Raw genomic sequence first — 20303 nt, 5'->3', positions numbered from 1 at the left:
CAGGACGACTGAGACCCGATCGAGGCCTTTCATGGAAAACGAAACGTCAGATGTGAGCAAGCAGCAGTTGGAGGCCAGTCTCGCCCAGGCCATCGGCACTATCCGCAGCCTGAAGGAGAAGCTGGCGGGAAGGACGCACAGCGGGGCCGGACCGATCGCGGTGGTCGGCCTGGGTTGCCGCCTGCCGGGTGGCGCGGATAGCCCCAGGCGGCTGTGGAGCCTGTTGAAGAACGCTACCGACGCGACCGGCGACATGCCCGCCGAGCGACGCTACGCCACCGATTACTACGATCCCGACCCGGATGTCCCGGGAAAGGCCTACGTGATGCGCGGCGGCTTCGTCGAAGGCGTGGAGCGCTTCGACGCGGCCTTCTTCGGTATCTCGCCGAGCGAGGCCGAGGGCATGGACCCGCAACAGCGAATCGCGCTCGAAGTTGCCTGGGAAGCGCTGGAGCATGCGGCTATCGACCCGTTTTCCCTCGATGGCAGCAAGCTGGGCGTGTTCATGGGGGCCAGTACCAACGACTATGTACGGCTGCGCCAGCAACTCGGCGAGGTGGCTGACGTCAATGCGCACCAGTTCTACGGCGAGACCAGCTTTATCGCCGGACGTATCGCCTACACCCTGGGCGGGCAAGGCCCGGCGATGATGATCGACACCTCCTGCTCGTCTTCGCTGGTGGCGCTGCACCAGGCCTGCCAGAGCCTGCGCAGCGGCGAAAGCGACCTGGCGCTGGCCGGCGGGGTGAACCTGATCCTTTCGCCCTATGGTTTCGTCCTGGTCAGCAAGTTGCGGGCGGTCGCCAGCGATGGGCGTTGCAAGACCTTCGACGCCGCCGCCGACGGCTATGGCCGGGGAGAGGGCTGCGTGGTGCTGGTTCTCAAGCGCCTGGCCGACGCCGAGCGTGACCGGGATCCGGTGCTCGGGGTGATCCAGGGTAGCGCGCTCAACAACGACGGCTCCAGCAGCGGAATCACGGTTCCGAACATCCACGCCCAGCAAGCGGTGATCGCCGCTGCCTTGCGCAATGCCGGAGCCCAGGCGAGCCAGGTCGACTACATCGAGGCACATGGTACCGGCACTCCGCTGGGCGACCCGATCGAACTGCGCGCGCTGGATGCCGTGCTCGGCGCGCAGCGCCCGGCTGACAGGCCGCTGCTGGTGGGATCGATAAAGGCCAACATCGGCCACCTCGAGCCAGTGGCCGGCGCTGCGGGACTGGCGAAGATCCTGCTCGCGTTGCAACACGACGAGTTGCCCGGACAGGTCAACTTCCACACTCCCAACCCACGCGTCGAATGGCGACGCATGGCGTTGCGGGTGGTGCGCGAGGCGACTCCCTGGCCGCGTCACGAGGGCCAGCGGCTGGCCGGCGTGAGTTCGTTCGGCGTGACCGGAACCAACGCCCATGTGCTGGTCGGCGACGCTACACCGCGGGCGCGCGGAACGGGCCGGGGCAATCCCTGGCAGCTGTTCACCGCGTCCGGCCGTGGCGAGACACCGAGGCGGCAGATGTGCGGACGTTACGAGCGCTATGTCGCCGAACATCCGCAGGTGCCGCTGGAAGACCTCTGCTATACGGTGAACGCCGGTCGCGCGCACTTCGAGCATCGTTTCGCTTGCGTCGCCGACGACCGTGAGCGCCTACGCGAGCAATTGGCGGCCTACGCTTCTCGGAAGCTGGTCGGCGATACCTTCGAGGGTGTCTGTCGGCCTGGTGTGCCGCCGGCATCCGCCTGGCTGTTTCCCGGCCAGGGCTGCCAGTATCCGGGAATGGCCAGGACGCTGTACGACAGCGAGCTGCCGTTCCGTGAGGCATTGGACGAGTGTCTCGTGGCGTTGCGCGGGATGGGTGTCGAGCTGTCCTGCGCCTTGTTCGAGTCGACGCCGGAGGCAGAGGCGTTGCTGGCGCAGACACGCTATGCGCAGCCGGCGATTTTCGCCGTGGAATACGCGCTGGCCCGCTTGTGGATGGCCTGGGGCGTGCTCCCCGGCGCGCTGTTCGGTCACAGTTTCGGTGAAATTGGCGCCGCCTGTATCGCCGGGGCCCTCACGCTGGAGGACGCCCTGAGGATGGTCGAGGCGCGCGGACGCCTGGCCCAGGAACTGATGACCGCCGGAGGGGTGATGCATGCCGTGAACCTCGGTGAAGCGGAATTGCTCGGGCTGCTGCGCGAGCAAGGATTGGCGGGTATCGAGCTGGCGGCGGTGAACAGTCCCGAGGACCTGGTCGTCGCCGGTCCTGAAGCGGACGTCGAAGTGCTGCTGGAAAAACTCGCGGCGATGCAGGTGAGGACCCGCAAGCTCGCGGTTTCCCACGCCTTCCACAGTGCCGCGGCCGAGCCCATGCTCGAGCGTTTCCGCGAGGTAGTCCGCGAGATCCGTTTCAGCGAGCCGCGGATACCGCTGGTGTCCGGCGTCAGCGGACGCCTGCATACGCTGGAAAGCCTGTCGTCCGCCGACTACTGGTGTGCCCATAGCCGTGACAGCGTACGTTTCAGCGACGGCGTACGTACCTTGCTGGAGCAGGGTACCGAGCTGTTCCTGGAAGTCGCGCCGGAAGCGGTGCTGACACCGCTGGTGCTTCGTCACCAGGTGGACCGGTCATTGCTCGTCGTGCCCAGCATGCGCCGTGGCGGTGATGCAGCGCGGGAAATACGCCTGGCGGCTGCGCAGTTGTACACCGGTGGCGTCGACCTGGATTGGCAGCGCCTGCATGCGCACGACGGCGCCTTGCGCCAGGCGTTGCCTGGCTATGCTTTCCAGCGCGAGCGCTACTGGTTTACCCCGGCCCGTGCCCAGGCTGGCGGGCGCAGCCAGATTGGCGGCGTGGGACGCTTGCTCGGGCAACCGATCAATGCGCCATTCCCGGTCTTCGAGGCGACCCTCGACGCCGATGCCATGCTGGCGCTGGGCGCCACGGCTAGCGAGGAGCTGGTGCGGCTGGAGCCAGGCAGGCTGCTTTCGCTCCTGCTCGAGGATGTCCTTGACCACCTCGGTCTGGATGACTTCGAGCTGAGCCTGGAGCGACTCGGTGAGGGCCTGGCGATCCATCCTGGCGATCGGCTCTATCTCTATACCGAGCTGGAAGCCTTGCCGGAAAAATGCTGGTCCGTCACCTGCTCGTTGCGTAGCGAGGCCGAATGCCAGGCGGGCCTGGGTTGGCGCGAGGCGGTCTTGGCGATGGTCCATGCGCTGCCGGCATCGAGCGCTCTGTCGCCGCTGGACGGGGAGGGGCGGTCGGTGGAACTCGGCGGCGCTGCTAGCGGGTGCCTGTTCGCCCGCCTGCTCGACGGCAAGCCGGCTTCCGCCCTCGAGTCGATCCGCAGGATGCGCGGACGCCGTGCGCTGTTGAACCAGACCTGGCGATCGCTCCTCATGCCGGCCGAGGATGGCGTGGGCTTCGACTGCAACCTTTACGACGCCGGTCAGGAGCTCCTCGGTACGCTCGAGGGGATGTCGCTCGGGATGGCGCTGGAAGATGCCAGGTTGGTGGAACGCATCGCGCAACCCGATGTGCTGTATCGGCTCGACTGGCCATCGCGGCCACGCCAGCCAGGCAACCCGTGTCTCGGCGAACGAGGTTTCGCGGTGCTGTCGTCGGATATCGAGGCCGCTCGCCAGTTGGCGGCGCTCATGCAGGCACGCGGGCTGCGCGCGCAACCCTTCCAGCCTGGCCAACTGCAGGAGGCGCTGGATAGCGTCGCCCCCTGCGATATCGTTTTTCTCGACGAACGCGCAAGGGGGGCCGGGCCAACCCTGGATAGCCTGGACACGCTGCGGTCACGGGTACTGCATCCGTTGCTGGCGCTGATCCAGGCGATTCTGCCACTTGGCGACGAGGCCGTTGGCCGGCTCTGGCTGGTCACCTTTGGCGCCCAGGCCGCCGGGCTCGCCAGCGGCGTGCCGGTGAACGTGGCGGGAGCCCCGCTATGGGGGCTTGGCAAGAGCATGGCGCTCGAGCATCCGGAGCACTGGGGAGGGTTGGTCGACCTGGCGCCGGACGACCCCGACTGGTGCGCCAACCTGCTGGACGAACTGCTGCTGAACGATGGTGAGAATCAGGTCTGCCTGCGTCGCGATGGCCGCCGGGTGCATCGCCTGGAGCGCGACACCGGCACTGGTTGGCCGAACTCCGTCTTCGCCCCGAGCAAGGATGGCTGCTATCTGATCAGCGGGGGAATGGGTGGGATAGGCCTGGGCATGGCCGATTGGCTACTGGCGCACGGCGCTGGTCAGGTGGTCATCACCGGACGCAGTCCGGCGCGGGCCCAGGGCGAGAAACTGGCGCGCTTCGGTGCGGCGGTCTCCCGGGTTCGCTACGTACAGGCGGACATCGCCTCGAAGGCGGAGATGAGCGCATTGTTCGAGGAGCTGTCGGCGATGCCGGGTGGGCTCCGCGGAATTTTCCATGCCGCTGGCATTTCGATTCCACAGGATCTTCGAGACGCCGACCGCGACAGCTTCGACCGGGTGCTGAGGCCGAAGGTGGACGGCGCCTGGCTGCTCCATGAATTGTCCCTGGGGCTGGAACTGGAGTTCTTCGCCATGTGCTCGACCATCGCTTGCGTCTGGGGCTCCCAGCACATCGCCAGCTACGCCGCAGCCAATCAGTTCCTCGATGGCCTCGCGGCCTATCGCCATGCCCTGGGGCTGCCCGCGCTGGTGGTCGACTGGGGGCTGTGGGCTGGCGGTAGTCATCTGTTCGACGAGGAAGTGCTCGGTTTCCTCAAGAGCGTTGGCCTGAAACCGCTGGCGCCGGCCCAGGGCATCGGCTTGCTGGCCCGCTTGCTGGGCAGCGACGTTGGCCACCAGGTGATCGCCGGGGTCGACTGGGCGCGCTTCAAGGCCTTGCTCGAGTCGCGCGGGGCGCAGCCCCTGCTGGAGCACATCGAGGTCGAGGACACACCGACCAGGCCCGGCGATGTCGCGGCGGACCAGGGCTTGCTGCGGAAGCTTTCCGCGGTGGAGGGGCGCGAGCGCTTCCAGTTGGTCGATGACTATGTCTGGGGGCAGTACGCCAACCTGCTGGGTGTGAAGGTCGAGCAGGTCCGGGCCAAGCTCGAGGACGGAGGCAGTCTCATGGACTACGGACTCGATTCTCTGTTGGTGATGGAGATGGTGGCGCGTTGCCGGCGCGACCTGAAGGTGCAGATAAAGGCCCGGGAATTCCTCGAGTGCCCCGGCCTGATGTGGCCGGATTTCCTCGCCAGGTCCATCGAACAACAAGGAGTGCTCGACGCCGTATAGACAGCGGGGCGGCGCGCGTCGCCCTTTCCATCCTTCATGCAACGGTGAGGTCACCATGGTTGGTATGTCCAGCATGCCTGGAACGAGGCATTTCGATATCGCGCTGTTCGGCTCCACGGCGAGCGTGTACATGCTCGCCGCGTGCTTGGCGCGTAATGGCATTGGCGTGGCCCTGTTCCAGGACCGTTCGACAGAGCCCGATACCACGGGGGAGGCGACGATTCCCTATACCTCGATGATCTTCGAACTGGTCGCTGACCGTTACCAGGTCGCGGAGATCAAGGATATCGCCCGGACCCGCGATATCCATAGGCAGGTAATGCCGTCTTCCGGGGTCAAGAAGAACCTCGGTTTCATCTATCACGAGCCCGGTCGCGCCGTGGACATGGGCAAGGCCCTGCAGTTCAACGTGCCCTCGGAGCATGGCGAGAACCATCTCTACCGACCGGATGTCGATGCTCATCTGCTGAACGCCGCGGTGCGCTACGGTGCGACAGTCTTCTCGGTCGGCACGGATGCGCGGATCGAATTGCATGACGACAAGGGAGTGCGGGTCCTCACCCGGCAAGGCCAGTGGGTCGCTGCCGACTTCCTGGTCGATGGCAGCTATCGCGGGGGCGCGCTGGCGAAAGCGTTGCCGCGGATGCCGGACGAGGCGCCGCTGAGGACAGCCTCGACCTGCCTGGCGGCGCACATGCTGGATGTCGAGCCGTTCGACGCCTGCGTGTCGTCCGACTTTCCAGGCCAATGGCATGCCGGGACGCTGCACCATGTGTTCGCCGAGGGCTGGATCGGCGTGATCCCCTTCAACAACCACCAACACTCGCGGAATCCGCGGGTCTCGGTGCTGCTGTCGATCAATCGGAGAATGCTCGATCCGGCCGATGGGGATCGCCTGCTGGCCGAACTGATCGACCGCTATCCTTCGCTGCGCCAGCACCTGGCGAGTGCACGGCGGGTAGGGGAGTGGCAGGTCCGGGCACCAGCCCAGCACTTCCACCATGAGCCCCTGGGCCGACGCCACCTGCTGTTCGACGAGGGGGCGGCGTCCAATGACCTGCTGTTTTCCCGAAAGCTGTCCAACGCCGGCGAGTTGGTCCTGGCGCTGGCGCACCGTTTGATCGATGCGGCACGCCAGGGCGATTACCAGAGCACCGCCTTGCAGGCGTTCGTCGGCATCCAGAACAGCATCGTCCACCTGAACGACCGGATCACCCGGGGAGCCTATATTGCTTTCCGCGATCCGGATCTCTGGAACGCCTACGCTCGTGTCTGGCTGCTGCAATCGATCGCTGCCACCATCACCGCCCGCAAGATCAACGATGCCTTCGCCCGGACCCGGGATCCGCACGTCTTCGACGAGATCGACCGGGTCACCGACGACGGTTTCTGGATGCCGCTCTACCAAGGCTACAAGGACATCCTGAACTTCGCACTGGAACGTTGCCATGAAGTCGAGATCGGGAACCTGTCGTCGTCCGACGCCGCGCGGCAGATCTTCGCGCAGCTTGCCGCTGCCGATTTTGTTCCGCCTATTTTTGATTTTGCTGATCCTGACGCTCGTGTCTATCAGCTGACTACCTGGCGAAAGCTCAAGGCGTTGTGGTGGGGGCTGGTGAAAGTGCCCTCGGAAGTGGGGCGCCTGATCTTCTACCGCTCCTTCAGAAACCCATCCATGCGCAAGGAGAGTTGACATGGACTTCAACCTTGACGATTCCCAGAAAAAGCTGGCACGACAAATCGCTGAGACCTGCCGCGAACGCCTGCCGGAGCGCCCGACCGCGCATTTCTCGCCCGAGCAATGGGCTGTCTGCGGGGAGGCCGGCCTGCTCGGCCTCTCCATTCCCCGCGACTATGGCGGGCAGGGGCTTGGCGCGCTGTCGACGGCGGTCGCGATGCACGCCTTCGGACACTCCTGTGCGGACATGGGCCTGGTGTTTGCAGCGGCAGCCCACCAGTTCGCCTGCGCGATGCCCATCGTCGAATTCGCCAGCGAATCGCTGCGGCGCGACCTGCTGCCGAAGATGGCCAGTGGCGAACTGATCGGCTCCAACGCCATCACCGAGCCAGGCGCGGGTTCCGACTCGACCGCACTGAAGACCCGCGCACTGCCGCAGGACGACGGTGGTTATATCCTTGACGGTTTCAAGAGCTTCGCCGGCAACGCACCGGTAGCTGATGTATTCGTCGCCTACGCCACCACCCAGCCGGAATACGGTGCGCTGGGCATCACCGGGTTCGTGGTGGAGAGCGAGCGCCCGGGCGTTATGGTCAGCGAGCCGTTGCGCAAGGTCTGCCTGCGCAGCTGTCCTGCCGGCGAAGTGACTTTCGCCGGCTGCCGGGTCCCTGTTGCCAACCGCCTGGGTGAAGAAGGGCAGGGCCGCTTCGTGTTCCAGAGTTCGATGGGCTGGGAGCGCGCCTGCCTGTTCGCGGCATTCCTGGGCATGATGGAGCGCCAACTCGAAGAGACGCTTGCCTACGCCCGTTCGCGTCGCCAGTTCGGCAAGGCAATCGGCGCCTACCAGGCGGTATCGCACCGTATCGCCGAAATGAAGTTTCGCCTGGAATCCTCCCGCCTGCTGCTGTACCGGGCCTGCTGGGGCATGGACCAGGGCGATCCCCAGCAACTCCACATCGCCTTGTCGAAACTGGCCATCAGCGAGGGCGCGCTGGCCTCGAGCCTGGACGCTGTGCGCATCTTCGGCGGTCGTGGTTGCCTGGAGGGGTTCGGCATCGAGGAAATGTTCCGCGACTCGGTCGGCACGGTGATCTTTTCCGGAACCTCGGACATGCAGCGCGAGATCGTTGCCCGGGAGCTCGGCCTATGAAGCTCCTGCATGAGTGCCTCGTGCGCAGTGCGCGCGAGTATCCGGGCAATATCGCCGTCGTTGACCAGGCCGGCTCCTGTAGCTATGCCGAACTGGACGCGCGGGCCGAGGCCTATGCCGGCTTGCTGGTTGCGCTGGGGGTGGGGCGCGGAGAGCGGATCCTGCTCTGGGCGGAAAAGTCGGTGGAGTTGCCGGCGCTGATGCAGGGGGCCTTGCGCCAGGGCGTTGTCTATGTCCCGGTGGATCCGCTGGGACCGGTGTCACGGCTGGAAAAGATTCTCGCCGACAGCGGGGCGAGCCTGGTTTTTTCCACCGCGAGTCGTCTGGCGGATCTGGACGCTCTGGAACGGCGCCCGCGTATCGTGGTCCTGGACGATCCCGCATGCCCCCTGCACTGGTCTCATGTCGAGCTACCCGCCAGCGCATCCGCCCCGGAGGAAATAGGCGAACACGATCTGGCCTACATCCTCTACACCTCGGGCTCTACCGGCACGCCGAAAGGCGTTGCGCTGAGCCACCGCAATGCCCTGGCCTTCGTGGAGTGGGCCAATGAGCGTTTTGCCTTCGAGGCACGCGATCGGTTTTCCAACCATGCTCCGTTCCATTTCGACCTGTCGGTGCTCGATCTCTATTGCGCCTTCAGCCGTGGCGCGGCGGTTTGCCTGGTTCCGGAAGGCATCGCCTTTTCCCCGGCGCTGTTGACGGCGTTCCTCCAGGAACAGCGGATCAGCGTCTGGTATTCGGTACCTTCGGTCCTGCTCATGATGATGCGCGACGGCAACCTGCTGCAGTCTTGCCCGGACTCCCTCAGAGTCGTGCTGTTCGCCGGTGAGCCTTTTCCGATCAAACACCTGCGTGTGCTCCGGGAAGCGTTCCCAGGGCTGCGCATGGCCAACCTGTTCGGTCCCACCGAGACCAATGTCTGCACCTGTTACGAGGTTGTCGCGGTCGATCCTGCTCGTCTCCAGCCGGTGCCCATCGGGACGGCTGCTTCCGGCGACGAAGTCTGGGCGGAAAAGGACGATGGCCGGCGCTGCGAGGTCGGGGAGGAGGGCGAGCTGATCGTTCGCGGCCCCACCGTGATGCTCGGCTATTTCGGCCAGCCGGCGGTTACCGGGAGCTATCGCACCGGCGACCTCGTCAGGCAACTGGACGATGGCAACTACGAGTATCTCGGTCGTCGTGACGACATGCTCAAGGTTCGTGGCTATCGCATCGAACGGGGCGAGGTGGAGGCCGCTCTGCTGGCCCATCCGCGGGTACGCGAGGCTGCGGTGATCGTCGCCGGTGGCGGCATGGACGCCGCGCTCTGGGCGTTCCTGGTGTCAAGCGATGGCGAGGCAGTCTCGCTCATCGAACTCAAGCGTCACTGCGCTGAGCGACTGCCGCGCTACATGATCGTCGACCGGGCGAAGACGCTAGCGGAACTGCCGCGCAACGCTAACGGCAAGGTCGATCGCTTCAAGTTGAAAGCCCTGGTGGAGGACTGACAGATGAGGCTCTCTGCGATGTCGGAAATGGCCCTCTGGTTTCCCTATGCCAACCGGCCACGGGGAAAGATGCGACTATTCACCTTTCCCTATGCCGGCAGCGGTGCGTCGGTATTCCATAACTGGTTCCTGCCGCTGTACGACAGCGTCGATCTTTACGCACTGCAGTTGCCCGGCCGGGAAAGCCGTGCGGCCGAGGCTCCCTACCGCGACATGGAGGAGGCCGGCGGGGCGATCGCCGATTGCCTGGCGAACCTGTTCGACGACGATGTCCCGTATGTTTTCTTCGGCCATAGCATGGGCGCGCTGCTGGCTTACCGGGTCGCCTGCGTCCTGCGCGCGCGTGGGCGGACGGAGCCCTGTCGGCTAGTGCTTTCCGGCATGGCTCCGCCGCACCTAGGGCAGGCGGTGCAGCCCTTGCATCGCCTGCCGGCCAACCAGGCGATCACGCTGCTCGGGAGAATGGGCGGGGTGCCTGACATCGTCCTTGGCGAGCCCGACCTCATGGAGATGTTCCTGCCGATCATCCAGGCGGATATCGAGCTGGTCTACTCCCATGGCTGCCGGGAGCCGCAGCCGCTGGACTGCGCGCTGACCTGCCTGGCGGGAGATCGAGATCGAATCGCCCCCGCCGATCGGATGGCGGAATGGCGGCGCTACAGCAGCGGGCCGTTCGAGCATGCCTGCCTACCGGGCGGGCATTTTTTCCTCAACGAAAGCGGGGTCCAGGCCATGGCCCGGATTCGCTCGGCACTGACTGCGAGCAGCGCGGTCTCGTGCGCGTTCGTCACACTCTGAGCCGCGTCAGGAGGGGTCGTGGTGCCGGCGTATGGCTTCCAGTCCGCTGCGGGCGAAGAGGTTCAGGTGGTTCTTCAGGGCGTCGGCGTCGTGCAGCAGGATCGCTTGCATCGGGCTCGACTGGTCGCGATCGATGACCATCAGCATCAGGCAGGGCGCGATGATGCTTATGACGCAGCGCGACAGGGCGGGGTCGTGGCGGGGCAGGCCGGTGATCTCGCCGATGATCCGCTCCAAGGCTTCGAACTTGGGCATCACCTCCTCGCGGATCAGGCTGGCGAAGTGCGCCGTCGGCGCGAGGATTTCGCGAGCGCAGACCTTGCTCTGCCAACTGCGGTCGTCGAGCAGGCGGGAAACAATGGCATTGATGAAACGCTCCAGCTTGGTTTCCGGCGGAAGAGCGCTATCCGCCAGTTCGCGGAGGTCGTGCAGGCTGACGAACTGCTTGTGTCCTTCGACCAGCACCGCCTTGTACAAGGCGTCGCGGCTACCGAAATGGTAGTTGATCGCGGCAAGGTCGGCCCCAGCTTCCTCGCAGATGGCCTTGCTGGCGGTATTGGCATAACCGTGCTGGGCGAACAGCCGGCCGGCGACTTCGAGAATCCGTGCGCGGGTACTTTCGCCGTCGCTTCGTGGGGTGCGGCGTCGTGTGCTCATGGGAGTCCTGCTGTCAGGGGGTTGATAAGGGCGATTGTCTGTTATTTACTAGATCAAATTCAATTGGAATTTGATTTCGACATCTCCTGCGCTGACCAAGGGACCCAGACATGAAGAAGCAGCTGATTGCCGGAGCCGCCGTACTGCTTGCCATAGGAGCGGGGGCGAGCTGGTATTTCCTTGGCGCGGACGACAGCGAGGATGCCCTGAAACTGTACGGCAACGTCGACATCCGTCAGGTTTCCCTGGCGTTCGAGAACAGCGAACGAATCGTTGCGCTGCATGCGGAGGAAGGCGACAAGGTGCGCGCCGGGCAGGTTCTGGCCGAGCTCGATACGCGTACCCTTCGCCTGCGTATCGAGACCGCCAGGGCGAGGATCGGTGTGCAGGAGCAAGTGTTGCTGCGCCTGCGCAACGGCACCCGGCCGCAGGAGGTCGACCAGTCCAGGGCGCGCCTGCAGGCGGCACAGGCGGAAGCCGAACTGGCCCGCCTGGAGTTGGTGCGCCTGCAGCGGATCGCCGGTGGCACCGACGGCAAGGGCGTCAGTCGGCAGAGCCTGGATGCGGCCGCCGCGCGACTGAAGGTCGCCAGGGCCGAAGTGGAGAACCAGCGCAAGGCCTGGCAGCTCGCCGACATCGGCCCGCGGGACGAGGACATCGCCCAGGCGCAGGCCGAACTGGAGGTCGCCCGGGCCGACCTGAGGCTTCTCGAGCATTATCTTTCGCAGGCGCAATTGAAGGCACCTCGCGACGCGACCGTCCGGACGCGCTTGCTGGAACCGGGCGACATGGCTTCGCCGAGCAGGCCGGTGTTCGCTTTGGCGCTGACCGATCCGAAATGGGTGCGCGCCTATGTCAACGAGCGGCAACTGGGACGCGTGCATCCCGGACAGAAGGCGCGGGTGGTCACCGACAGCGTGCCGGAGCGGCCCGTCGATGGGCGGGTCGGCTATATCTCCTCGGTTGCTGAGTTCACCCCGAAGACGGTGGAGACCGAGGACCTGAGGACCAGCCTGGTCTATGAGATCCGGGTGTTGCTGGACGATCCCGAGGATCGCCTGCGGCTGGGGATGCCCGCCACCGTCTACCTCGACGAACCCGGCGCCGGGGGTGGGCAGTGATGGAGACGGTGGTCCCGGTAGAGGCGTGTGGACTGGTCAAGCGCTTCGCCACCCGCGGCGGCACCCCGCTAGTCGCGCTCGACGAGGTCAGCCTGCGGATTCCGGCGGGGCGGCTCAGCGCCCTGGTCGGGCCGGACGGTGCCGGCAAGACCACCCTGCTGCGACTGATCGCCGGGCTGATGAAGGCCGATGGAGGGCAACTGAGGGTACTCGGGCTGGACGTTGGCGCCGAACCCCAAGCCGTGCAGGACCGGATCAGCTACATGCCGCAGAAGTTCGGACTCTACGAGGACCTGACGATCCAGGAAAATCTTGATCTTTACGCCGACCTGCACGGTGTGGAACCTGGCCAGCGCAAGGAGCGTTTTGCGCGTCTGCTGGAGATGACCGATCTTTCACGCTTCACCGGGCGCCTGGCCGGCCAGTTGTCCGGTGGCATGAAGCAGAAGCTCGGCCTGGCCTGCACCCTGGTGCGTTCGCCGGACCTGCTGCTGCTGGACGAACCCACGGTCGGCGTGGATCCGCTGTCACGCCGTGAGCTCTGGCAGATCATCGAGCAACTGATCGAGCAGGAGCGGCTGAGCGTGCTGATCAGTACCGCCTACATGGACGAGGCGCAGCGTTGCGCCCAGGTCTTCGTGTTGTACCAGGGCAACCTGATCGCCGAGGGAACCCCGGAAGACCTGAGCGAGCGTGCCAAGGACCTGTGCTATGGCATCGAGCCGGCAGCCGGGGTGCCGGCCAGGACCTTGCAGGCCAGGCTGATCGATGACCGGGAGCATATCGTCGATGCCGTTCCTCATGGTGGCCAGGTGCGTTTCATCCGCTCCGGCCATGCGTCGCTCGAGGAGATTCCCTCGCTACACGGAGAGCAGGCTGCGCAGCCGCTGGCGGCTCGTCTCGAGGATGGCTTCATGGTGCTGTTGCGCGAGCACGCCAGCGACCAGGGCCAGCCCTCTCCCCAGGCGCCTGCGGACGAGCCGGGCGGCGAGGAGGAACTGGAGAGCGAGCGTCGCCCGATCATCGAGGTCCGCGACTTGGTGCGCAAGTTCGGTGATTTCACGGCGGTCGCCAGTACCTCGTTCAAAGTGTTCAAGGGCGAGATTTTTGGTCTGCTCGGCCCCAACGGAGCCGGCAAGACCACCACCTTTCGCATGCTCTGCGGCTTGCTGCCAGCCTCCAGCGGCCACCTGGAAGTGGCCGGGGTTAACCTGAGGAGCGCCCGGGCCGCCGCTCGGCGGCGCATCGGCTACGTTTCGCAGAAGTTCTCTCTCTACGGCAACCTGTCTGTCCAGGAGAACCTGGAGTTCTTCGGCGGGGCCTACGGCCTGTTCGGGGGGCGACTCAAGGCACGGCTCGATACCGTCCTGCGCCAGTTCGAGTTGCAGGGGCAGCGCAATGATCGCAGCGGGGACCTGCCGGGCGGCTACAAGCAGCGCCTGGCCATGGCGGTGGCCTTGCTCCACGAGCCGGACATCCTCTTCCTCGACGAGCCTACCAGCGGCATCGACCCGCTGGCGCGCCGCGCCTTCTGGCGGCAGATCACCGAACTGGCCGCGGCGGGGACCACCGTCGTCATCACCACGCACTTCATGGAGGAAGCGGAGTACTGCGACCGGATCGTCATCCAGGATGCCGGGCGCCTGCTGGCGCTGGGAACGCCGGAAGAGGTCCGGCGACAGGGAGGCGAGCAGGCTTCCGACATGGACAGTGCCTTCATCGCCGTGGTCGAGCGCTCGCGCGCCCGACTGGGCATGGCGGCGGGCTAGGAGGAACGACGCATGCACCATCCGGATAGCGGTTTCAGGCGGCGCCTCGTCGCCCTGACGCGCAAGGAACTCCGCCAGTTGCTGCGCGACAGGAGCAACCTGGCGATCGGCGTGATCCTGCCCATCGTGCTGATCCTGATCTTCGGCTACGGGCTTTCTCTGGATATCCGCAACACGCCCCTGGCGATCGTTCTCGAGGACAGCTCGCCGGCTGCGAGGGACGTGGCTGCGAAGCTGGCGGGCTCGAGCTACTTCTCGACCGTCCAGGTGGCAAGTATCCGCGAGGCGGAAGACCTGATGCGGCAGCGTACGGTAGACGGCATCCTGCGCATCCCGGTGGATTTCTCGCGACGCCTGGAGCAGGGGGACGGGCGCATCCAGCTACTCCTGCATGGTGCCGACGCGAACAGCGCGGCCACCCTCGGGCGCTACGTGAACGGGGCGCTGCGGGTCTGGCACGAGCAACGCGTGGACCGTCTGGGCGGCGAGCGGGTGCAGGGGGGCGTGCGGATCGTCGAGCGGATGTGGTTCAACGCCGCCAACAGCAGTACCTGGTACCTGGTACCGGGGCTGATCGCCCTTATCATCACCCTCGTCGGCGCCTTCCTGACCTCGCTCGTGGTGGCGCGCGAATGGGAGAGGGGGACGCTGGAGTCCCTTTTCGTCACCCCGGTGCGCTCCGCGGAGATCCTGCTGGCCAAGATCATCCCCTACTTCCTGGTTGGTCTCCTGGGATTATCGATGTGCCTGGTGTCGGCCCGCCTGCTGTTCCGCGTACCGATACAGGGATCGCTGGTGCTGCTGCTGTTCAGTTCCATGCTGTATCTGTTCGTCACCCTCGGCATCGGCCTGCTGATCTCCGCCAGGACACGCAACCAGTTCCTTGCCAGCCAGGTAGCGATCCTCTCCAGCTTCCTTCCTGCACTAATGCTGTCGGGCTTCCTGTTCGACCTGCGCAACGTGCCGACCTTCATCCGCCTGGTCGGCTCGATCCTGCCAGCGACCTATTTTATGGAACTGGTCAAGACCCTGTTCCTGGCCGGCGACAACTGGCACCTGGCGCTGAAGAACCTGCTCATCCTCGCCGGCTACGCGGTATTCCTGCTGAACGCTGCGCGGCTATGCACACGCAAGAAGCTGGACTGACGCCATGGCCAATCTCATCTCGGTCGTCCGCGGCCTGTTGTACCTCTGTCGCAAGGAGTTCCTGGCCATCGTCAAGGATCCCGCCAACCGTGTGATCCTCATCGCGCCGGCGATCGTGCAGACGCTGTTGTTCGGCTACGGCGCGACCTACGACCTCAACTACGTGCCCTACGCCGTGCTTGACCAGAGCAACGGGACAGCGTCCCGCGAACTGCTCGCCCGCTTCGACTCCACCGGGGTCTTCCAGCGGGTGGAGACCCTGCGGCGGGTGGAAGATATTGCCAGGGTCATCGATGGCGGCGATGCCCTCCTCGTGCTGCACATGGGCCCCGATTTCGAGGAGCGCCTGGCCAGGGAGCGAGGCAGCGACCTGCAATTGATCCTGGACGGTCGCAACTCCACCACCGCCGGCATGGCTGCGGGCCACATCAGCCGCCTGGTCGGCGAGTTCAACGCGCGCTATCTGCGCCAGGGGCAGCCACGTGTGCAGTTGGAGATGCGCGCCTGGTTCAACCCGAACCTGGAGACCCGCTGGAATATCGTGCCAGGCCTGATCGCGGCTCTTAGCATGATCCAGACTCTGATGCTGGCCGCGCTCTCGGTCGCAAGGGAGCGTGAGCAGGGCACCTTCGACCAACTGCTGGTGACTCCGCTGACGCCGCTGGAAATCCTCATCGGCAAGGCGGTGCCGTCGGTCCTCATCGGCCTCCTGCAGTCGACCCTGATCCTCGCCATCGGTCTTTTCTGGTTCCGCATCCCAATGGCCGGTTCGCTGCTCGACCTGTATCTGGGTCTGCTGGTGTTCACTACCGCGTGCGTCGGCATCGGCCTGTCGGTCTCGGCACTGTCGGCCAACATGCAGCAGGCGATGGTCTACACCTTCGTCATCATGATGCCGCTGATCCTGCTCTCCGGTCTCATCACGCCTATCCACAGCATGCCGGAAACCCTGCAGATCCTGACCTACGCCGACCCGTTGCGCTTCGCCATCGACCTGGTGCGCAGGGTGTACCTGGAAGGCGCGAGCCTGGCCGACATTTCCGGGAACTTCATTCCAATGCTGAGCGTCGCCGCAGTCACCCTGCCGCTGGCGGCTTGGCTGTTTCGCAATCGACTCGTCTGATGGGGCATGCCATGCACGCTATTCATCTTCATACCAGGTCAGGCGCAGGTGTCCTGCGCGGGTTGGTGCTGCTGCTGTCGCTCTCGTCGAGCGCCTGCACCGTGGGCCCCGACTACCAGCCGCCGCAAAGCGTTTCTCCACAACGCTGGGGCGACTGGCACAGCGGGCCGGAAGCCCTGCGCAGTACCCGACACGAGGGCGAAAGACTGCGCGACCAAGCCTGGTGGAAGGTGTTCGGCGATCCGGTGCTGGACGACCTCCAGGCCAGGGCGATACAGGCCAACCCGGAACTGCATGGCGCTATCCTGCGCTTCGCCCAGGCTCGTATGCAGCGCCGGATAGTCTCCAGCGCCTACCTGCCGGAAGTGACGCTGGAAGGGGGAGTGTCGCGCCAGAAACAGAGCCTCTACGGTATGAACAACCGCTTGCTGGAGGCTACCGAGCCGGGCAACCGGGAGGCCTTGGAGAAAGCCCTCGGCGACCCGTTCACGCTGTACCAGGCAGGCTTCGACGCTTCGTGGGAGCCGGACCTCTGGGGGCGGGTCGGACGTTCGGTAGAGGCGGCCCGGGCGGAGATCGGCATGGCCGCGGCCGCGCTCGACGACACGCTGTTGAGTATCTCGAGCGAGGTTGCCAGGAGCTATATCGATGTGCGTACCGCACAACGCCAGATCCGTCTGCTCGAGGAGGACATCCGCATGCTCGAGGAGCGTCTGCGCCTGGTGCGGGTGAGGGCGGGCGAAGGCCTGACCGATGAGCTCTATGTCGAGCGGCAGAAAGCTGAGCTGGAGGCGTTGCGCGGACGGCTGCCGGCCTGGCAGGCGAGCGAGACGGAAGCGACCAACCGCATCGCCGTGTTGCTGGGCGAACGTCCCGGCGCCCTGGCACGGGCGCTCGAGGCGAAGCCGGGCAACGTGCTGGAAAGGGCGTTGCCCGATTTCAGGCTCGGCGTGCCCTCCGAGCTGGTCCGGCAGAGACCTGACATTCGTGCGGCGGAGCAATCCCTGCACCGTGCCACCGCGGACATCGGCATCGCCAAGGCGGCGCTCTATCCGAGCATCGCCCTGGGCGCGCGCTTCGGCTACGAGTCCTACCGGGACGGGAAGTTCGGCGAATGGGGCAGTCGCGCCTGGAGCATCGGGCCCACTCTCGACCTGCCGCTGTTCGATGCCGGCCGCAGGCGAACCGTCGTGCGTCTGCGTGAACTGGAGCAGCAGGAGGCCGCGGTGACCTTCCAGCGTACGGTGCTGGGCGCCTGGCAGGAGGTCGACGATGCCCTGAGCCGCTACCACGCCGAATACCAGCGCAACCTGCACATGCGCGACAAGGCCGCCAGCAGCCGCCAGGCCTATGAATGGACACAGGTCAAGTACGCCCAGGGGCAGGTGGACTTCCTCGAGGAAATCGACGCCCAGCGTACGTCCATGCAGGCGCAGCGCGAGCTGATCGATAGCGAGGCGCTGCTGAGGACCCAATTGATCGCACTCTACAAGACCCTGGGTGGCTGAAGGACGCCGCCCGGTTCCACGCGTTCGTCAACAGGAAAACAACAACGGCTTCTCGCTGGAGGGAACCATGCTTGCCGAAGATATCTACGCGATCATGCTGTTTTCATCGCTCATCCTGGTCGTCCCGGGGCCATCCAACACCTTGCTGCTCAGCGCCGGTTTCCATTTCGGCTCGCTGCGGGCGGCGCCCTTCATCCTGCTCGAGGCGTTGGGCTACTCGCTATCCATTTCGGCATGGGGCTGGGTATTGGCGCGCCTGTCCGAGAGCAATCCATGGATCATCAGTCTGACCAAGGCACTCTGCGCGCTGTATGTGGCGCTCCTGGCGGTGAAGACCTGGAATGCCTCGATCCGCAGTGCCGGGACCGGTAACTTCCGCCGATGGCCCTTGCACCTGTTCGTGGCAACCCTGTCGAACCCGAAGGCGCTGATCTTCGCCAGCGTGATCTTTCCCGGCAAGGCGTTCCTCGACTTCTGGAACAACTACACGATCTCGCTGCTGGCCTTCCTGGTTGTGCTGGCGCCCATCGGGATGCTTTGGGTCGGGCTGGGGGCCGGTATTCGAAAAGGCTACCTGGGGTCGATATCCGGCCCGCTGTTCTCCAAGGTCACCTCGGTCATCCTGGCACTGTTTTCAGCTTCCCTGACCTATACCATGGTGCGGGCGGCCTGAGCGTGCCATCCGTGGTCCTCGATGCTCGCTCAGGCCAGCCCATAGCTGATCTGCTCGGCCTTGACGTGGAACGCCTGCTCACGGCTCGGAAGATGCTGGTTGGCATCGGCGTTGCCCTGGCGCAGGCGTTCGGACCTCAGCGTCGGCAGGCGGAACACATCTTGCCGCTCGGTCTGCAACGCATTGCCGCGCATCAGTTCCATCAACGGAACCTGCATGGCCGGGGTGCTCTGGCCGAGGAAGTAGTTGGGCACCTCGTCGCACCACAGCAGCATGTAGTCGCTCACCGCATCGTGCTCGGCGTCGAGCACCACGTACTCGACGCGGTGGCGCAGGACCACTTCGGCGTCGATGCTCCAGCGGGTGTCCACGGTGAACAGCGGAACGTGCTTTTCCACGTCCACCAGCAGGCCATTCACCGCCTTGCAGCCGGACTTGCGGCAGGCCACGTGGTAGCGCTTGTCGGGGAGGGGGTGACGCGCCACCACGTCGCGCCCGCCAAGCAGGTGCAGGTCGAACTCCTTGATGCGGATGTCGATCAACTCGCACGGCAGGTCGAACCCCGCAGGCGTCAGCAGCCTGGGGCAGAAATGGATAAGCATGGTTTTCTCCATCAGGCATGCCCGGGGCTTTCCCGCCCTGGGGGAGAGGTATCTCTATCGGTCGCAGGTCAGCCGGCAAGCCGCATCCTGACGGACGAGGCAGAGCCTCGCCCGGTGAAAGACGCGAACGCCGGTCCTGGCGGACCTCGCTGGATTTTTCTGGCTCCGGGCGCTCCCGCGCTTCCAGGGGGCGTCTCGGGCGGGTGTCAGCTCCCGGTCTTGACCCGGCTCCAGACACGGGTACGGATTCTCTCGACCTTCAGTGGCAGGGTTTCCAGCGGGAAGAGGGTCGCCATGGTTTCCTTGCTCAGGTAAACCGCCGGGTTTTCCCGCAGCTTCCGCTCTACCAGCGGCAGCGCCGCCTGGTTGCCATTCGGATAGCCCACGTAGTTGGAGGTCCTGGCGATGACCTCCGGACGCAGCAGGTAGTCGATCAGCGCATAACCCTGCTGCGGATGCGGTGCATCCTTGAGCAGCACCATGTTCTCGGCCCAGACCAGCGAGCCTTCCCGGGGAATGCTGTAGGCGATATGGCGACCGTTCCCGGCCTGTTCGTTGTTGACCTGGGCCATGTAGGCCGTGCCCTGCCAGCCGACCACCACGCAGACGTTGCCGTTGGAGAGATCGGTGTCGACTCTGGAGGAGTCGAAATAGCGAATGTAGGGGCGAACCTTCAGCAACAGTTCCTGGGCTTTCTGGTAGTCCTCGGGATTCTGGCTGTTGTGCGGCAGGCCCAGGTAGTTGAGGGCGATGGACACCAGCTCGGTGGAGGAGTCCAGCGTGGCCACGCCGCACTGGCTGAGGCGGGAGATGTTCTCCTCCTTGAAGACCAGGTCCCAGGAGTCGACGGGCGCGTCGGGGCCGAGCAGCTTGCGGACCTTGTCCACGTCGTAGGCGAGCCCGGTGGTTCCCCAGAGATAAGGTACGGCATAGCGATTGCCGGGATCGTTGGCCTGAAGCTTCCCGAGGATGTCCGCGTCGAGGTTCTTCCAGTGGGGGAGCCGGTCGCGGTCGAGTTCCTGGAGGACGCCCGCCTTGATCAGCCCGGGCAGGATGTTGGAGGTGATCACCACCACGTCGTAGCCGGAGCGGCCGACCATCAGCTTGCCCTGCGCGGTCTCGGCGCTGTCGAAGGTGTCGAGGACGACACGGGTGCCGGTTTCCTTCTGGAAAGCCTTGGGCGTTTCCGGGGCGATGAAGTCATACCAGTTGTAAAGATGGACGCTGGTTTGCGCAGCCCATGCACTGTCCGCCGCTGTCGCACCGATCGTCGTCAGGATCGATAACGCCAGTGCACAAACTTTTTTCATTGGATTTCCTTTCCGAAACGAAACAAG

General features: G+C 65.2%; 14 protein-coding genes. 11 read left to right on the top strand and 3 right to left on the bottom strand.

Going from position 1 to position 20303, the window contains the following annotated elements; genetic code table 11:
- Nucleotides 1-31 precede the first annotated feature (31 nt).
- The 5 genes from LJF27_RS21640 to LJF27_RS21620 all read left to right on the top strand — a co-directional run bounded on the left by LJF27_RS21640 (nucleotide 32) and on the right by LJF27_RS21620 (nucleotide 10367).
- The gene (locus LJF27_RS21640) at nucleotides 32-5251 is read left to right on the top strand and encodes a type I polyketide synthase (protein WP_023103069.1); all 5220 of its coding nucleotides are present in this window, start codon (nucleotides 32-34) and stop codon (nucleotides 5249-5251) included.
- 55 nt (nucleotides 5252-5306) lie between these two features.
- On the top strand, nucleotides 5307-6944 hold the full coding sequence (locus LJF27_RS21635; RefSeq protein ID WP_023103070.1) for an NAD(P)/FAD-dependent oxidoreductase: 1638 nt from the start codon (nucleotides 5307-5309) through the stop codon (nucleotides 6942-6944).
- 1 nt (nucleotide 6945) lies between these two features.
- A complete protein-coding gene (locus LJF27_RS21630) occupies nucleotides 6946-8079 on the top strand; it encodes an acyl-CoA dehydrogenase family protein (RefSeq protein WP_003097582.1) in 1134 nt (377 codons plus the stop codon).
- A complete protein-coding gene (locus LJF27_RS21625; protein WP_003122615.1) occupies nucleotides 8076-9569 on the top strand; it encodes an amino acid adenylation domain-containing protein in 1494 nt (497 codons plus the stop codon). The genes LJF27_RS21630 and LJF27_RS21625 overlap by 4 nt, the downstream gene beginning before the upstream one ends.
- A gap of 69 nt (nucleotides 9570-9638) precedes the next feature.
- Nucleotides 9639-10367, top strand: a complete 729-nt coding sequence (locus LJF27_RS21620; protein WP_223818294.1) for a thioesterase II family protein — start codon at nucleotides 9639-9641, stop codon at nucleotides 10365-10367.
- Between the two features lie 6 nt (nucleotides 10368-10373).
- On the opposite strand, the gene LJF27_RS21615 is transcribed toward LJF27_RS21620, so the two are convergent.
- On the bottom strand, nucleotides 10374-11024 hold the full coding sequence (locus LJF27_RS21615) for a TetR/AcrR family transcriptional regulator (RefSeq protein ID WP_003097575.1): 651 nt from the start codon (nucleotides 11022-11024) through the stop codon (nucleotides 10374-10376).
- Nucleotides 11025-11134: 110 nt separating this feature from the next.
- On the opposite strand from LJF27_RS21615, the gene LJF27_RS21610 reads away from it, so the two are divergent.
- The 6 genes from LJF27_RS21610 (at nucleotide 11135) to LJF27_RS21585 (ending at nucleotide 18364) form a co-directional block, all read left to right on the top strand.
- Nucleotides 11135-12145, top strand: a complete 1011-nt coding sequence (locus LJF27_RS21610; RefSeq protein WP_003097573.1) for an HlyD family efflux transporter periplasmic adaptor subunit — start codon at nucleotides 11135-11137, stop codon at nucleotides 12143-12145.
- Nucleotides 12145-13914 carry an ATP-binding cassette domain-containing protein gene (locus LJF27_RS21605; RefSeq protein ID WP_003097571.1) on the top strand — a complete coding sequence of 590 codons (1770 nt, stop codon included), beginning with the start codon at nucleotides 12145-12147 and terminating at the stop codon, nucleotides 13912-13914. The genes LJF27_RS21610 and LJF27_RS21605 overlap by 1 nt, the downstream gene beginning before the upstream one ends.
- Before the next feature lie 12 nt (nucleotides 13915-13926).
- Nucleotides 13927-15060, top strand: coding sequence for an ABC transporter permease (locus tag LJF27_RS21600; protein ID WP_003097570.1), 1134 nt, complete (start codon nucleotides 13927-13929; stop codon nucleotides 15058-15060).
- A 4-nt stretch (nucleotides 15061-15064) separates the two neighbouring features.
- The gene (locus tag LJF27_RS21595; protein ID WP_003122617.1) at nucleotides 15065-16183 is read left to right on the top strand and encodes an ABC transporter permease; all 1119 of its coding nucleotides are present in this window, start codon (nucleotides 15065-15067) and stop codon (nucleotides 16181-16183) included.
- An 11-nt stretch (nucleotides 16184-16194) separates the two neighbouring features.
- Nucleotides 16195-17691, top strand: a complete 1497-nt coding sequence (locus LJF27_RS21590; protein WP_049874895.1) for an efflux transporter outer membrane subunit — start codon at nucleotides 16195-16197, stop codon at nucleotides 17689-17691.
- Between the two features lie 67 nt (nucleotides 17692-17758).
- On the top strand, nucleotides 17759-18364 hold the full coding sequence (locus tag LJF27_RS21585) for a LysE family translocator (protein WP_003097564.1): 606 nt from the start codon (nucleotides 17759-17761) through the stop codon (nucleotides 18362-18364).
- Nucleotides 18365-18393: 29 nt separating this feature from the next.
- Here the strand turns inward: LJF27_RS21585 and qteE are convergent, their stop codons facing one another.
- Nucleotides 18394-18966: a quorum threshold expression protein QteE gene (gene qteE / locus LJF27_RS21580; protein WP_003090369.1), complete on the bottom strand. Its 573-nt coding sequence runs from the start codon at nucleotides 18964-18966 to the stop codon at nucleotides 18394-18396.
- Nucleotides 18967-19172: 206 nt separating this feature from the next.
- A complete protein-coding gene (locus LJF27_RS21575; protein ID WP_003451562.1) occupies nucleotides 19173-20276 on the bottom strand; it encodes a polyamine ABC transporter substrate-binding protein in 1104 nt (367 codons plus the stop codon).
- Nucleotides 20277-20303: the final 27 nt, after the last annotated feature.

The organism is Pseudomonas sp. 203-8 (assembly GCF_020708595.1).
Taxonomy (GTDB): domain Bacteria; phylum Pseudomonadota; class Gammaproteobacteria; order Pseudomonadales; family Pseudomonadaceae; genus Pseudomonas; species Pseudomonas aeruginosa.
This window is presented reverse-complemented; position numbering and strand designations above follow the sequence as displayed.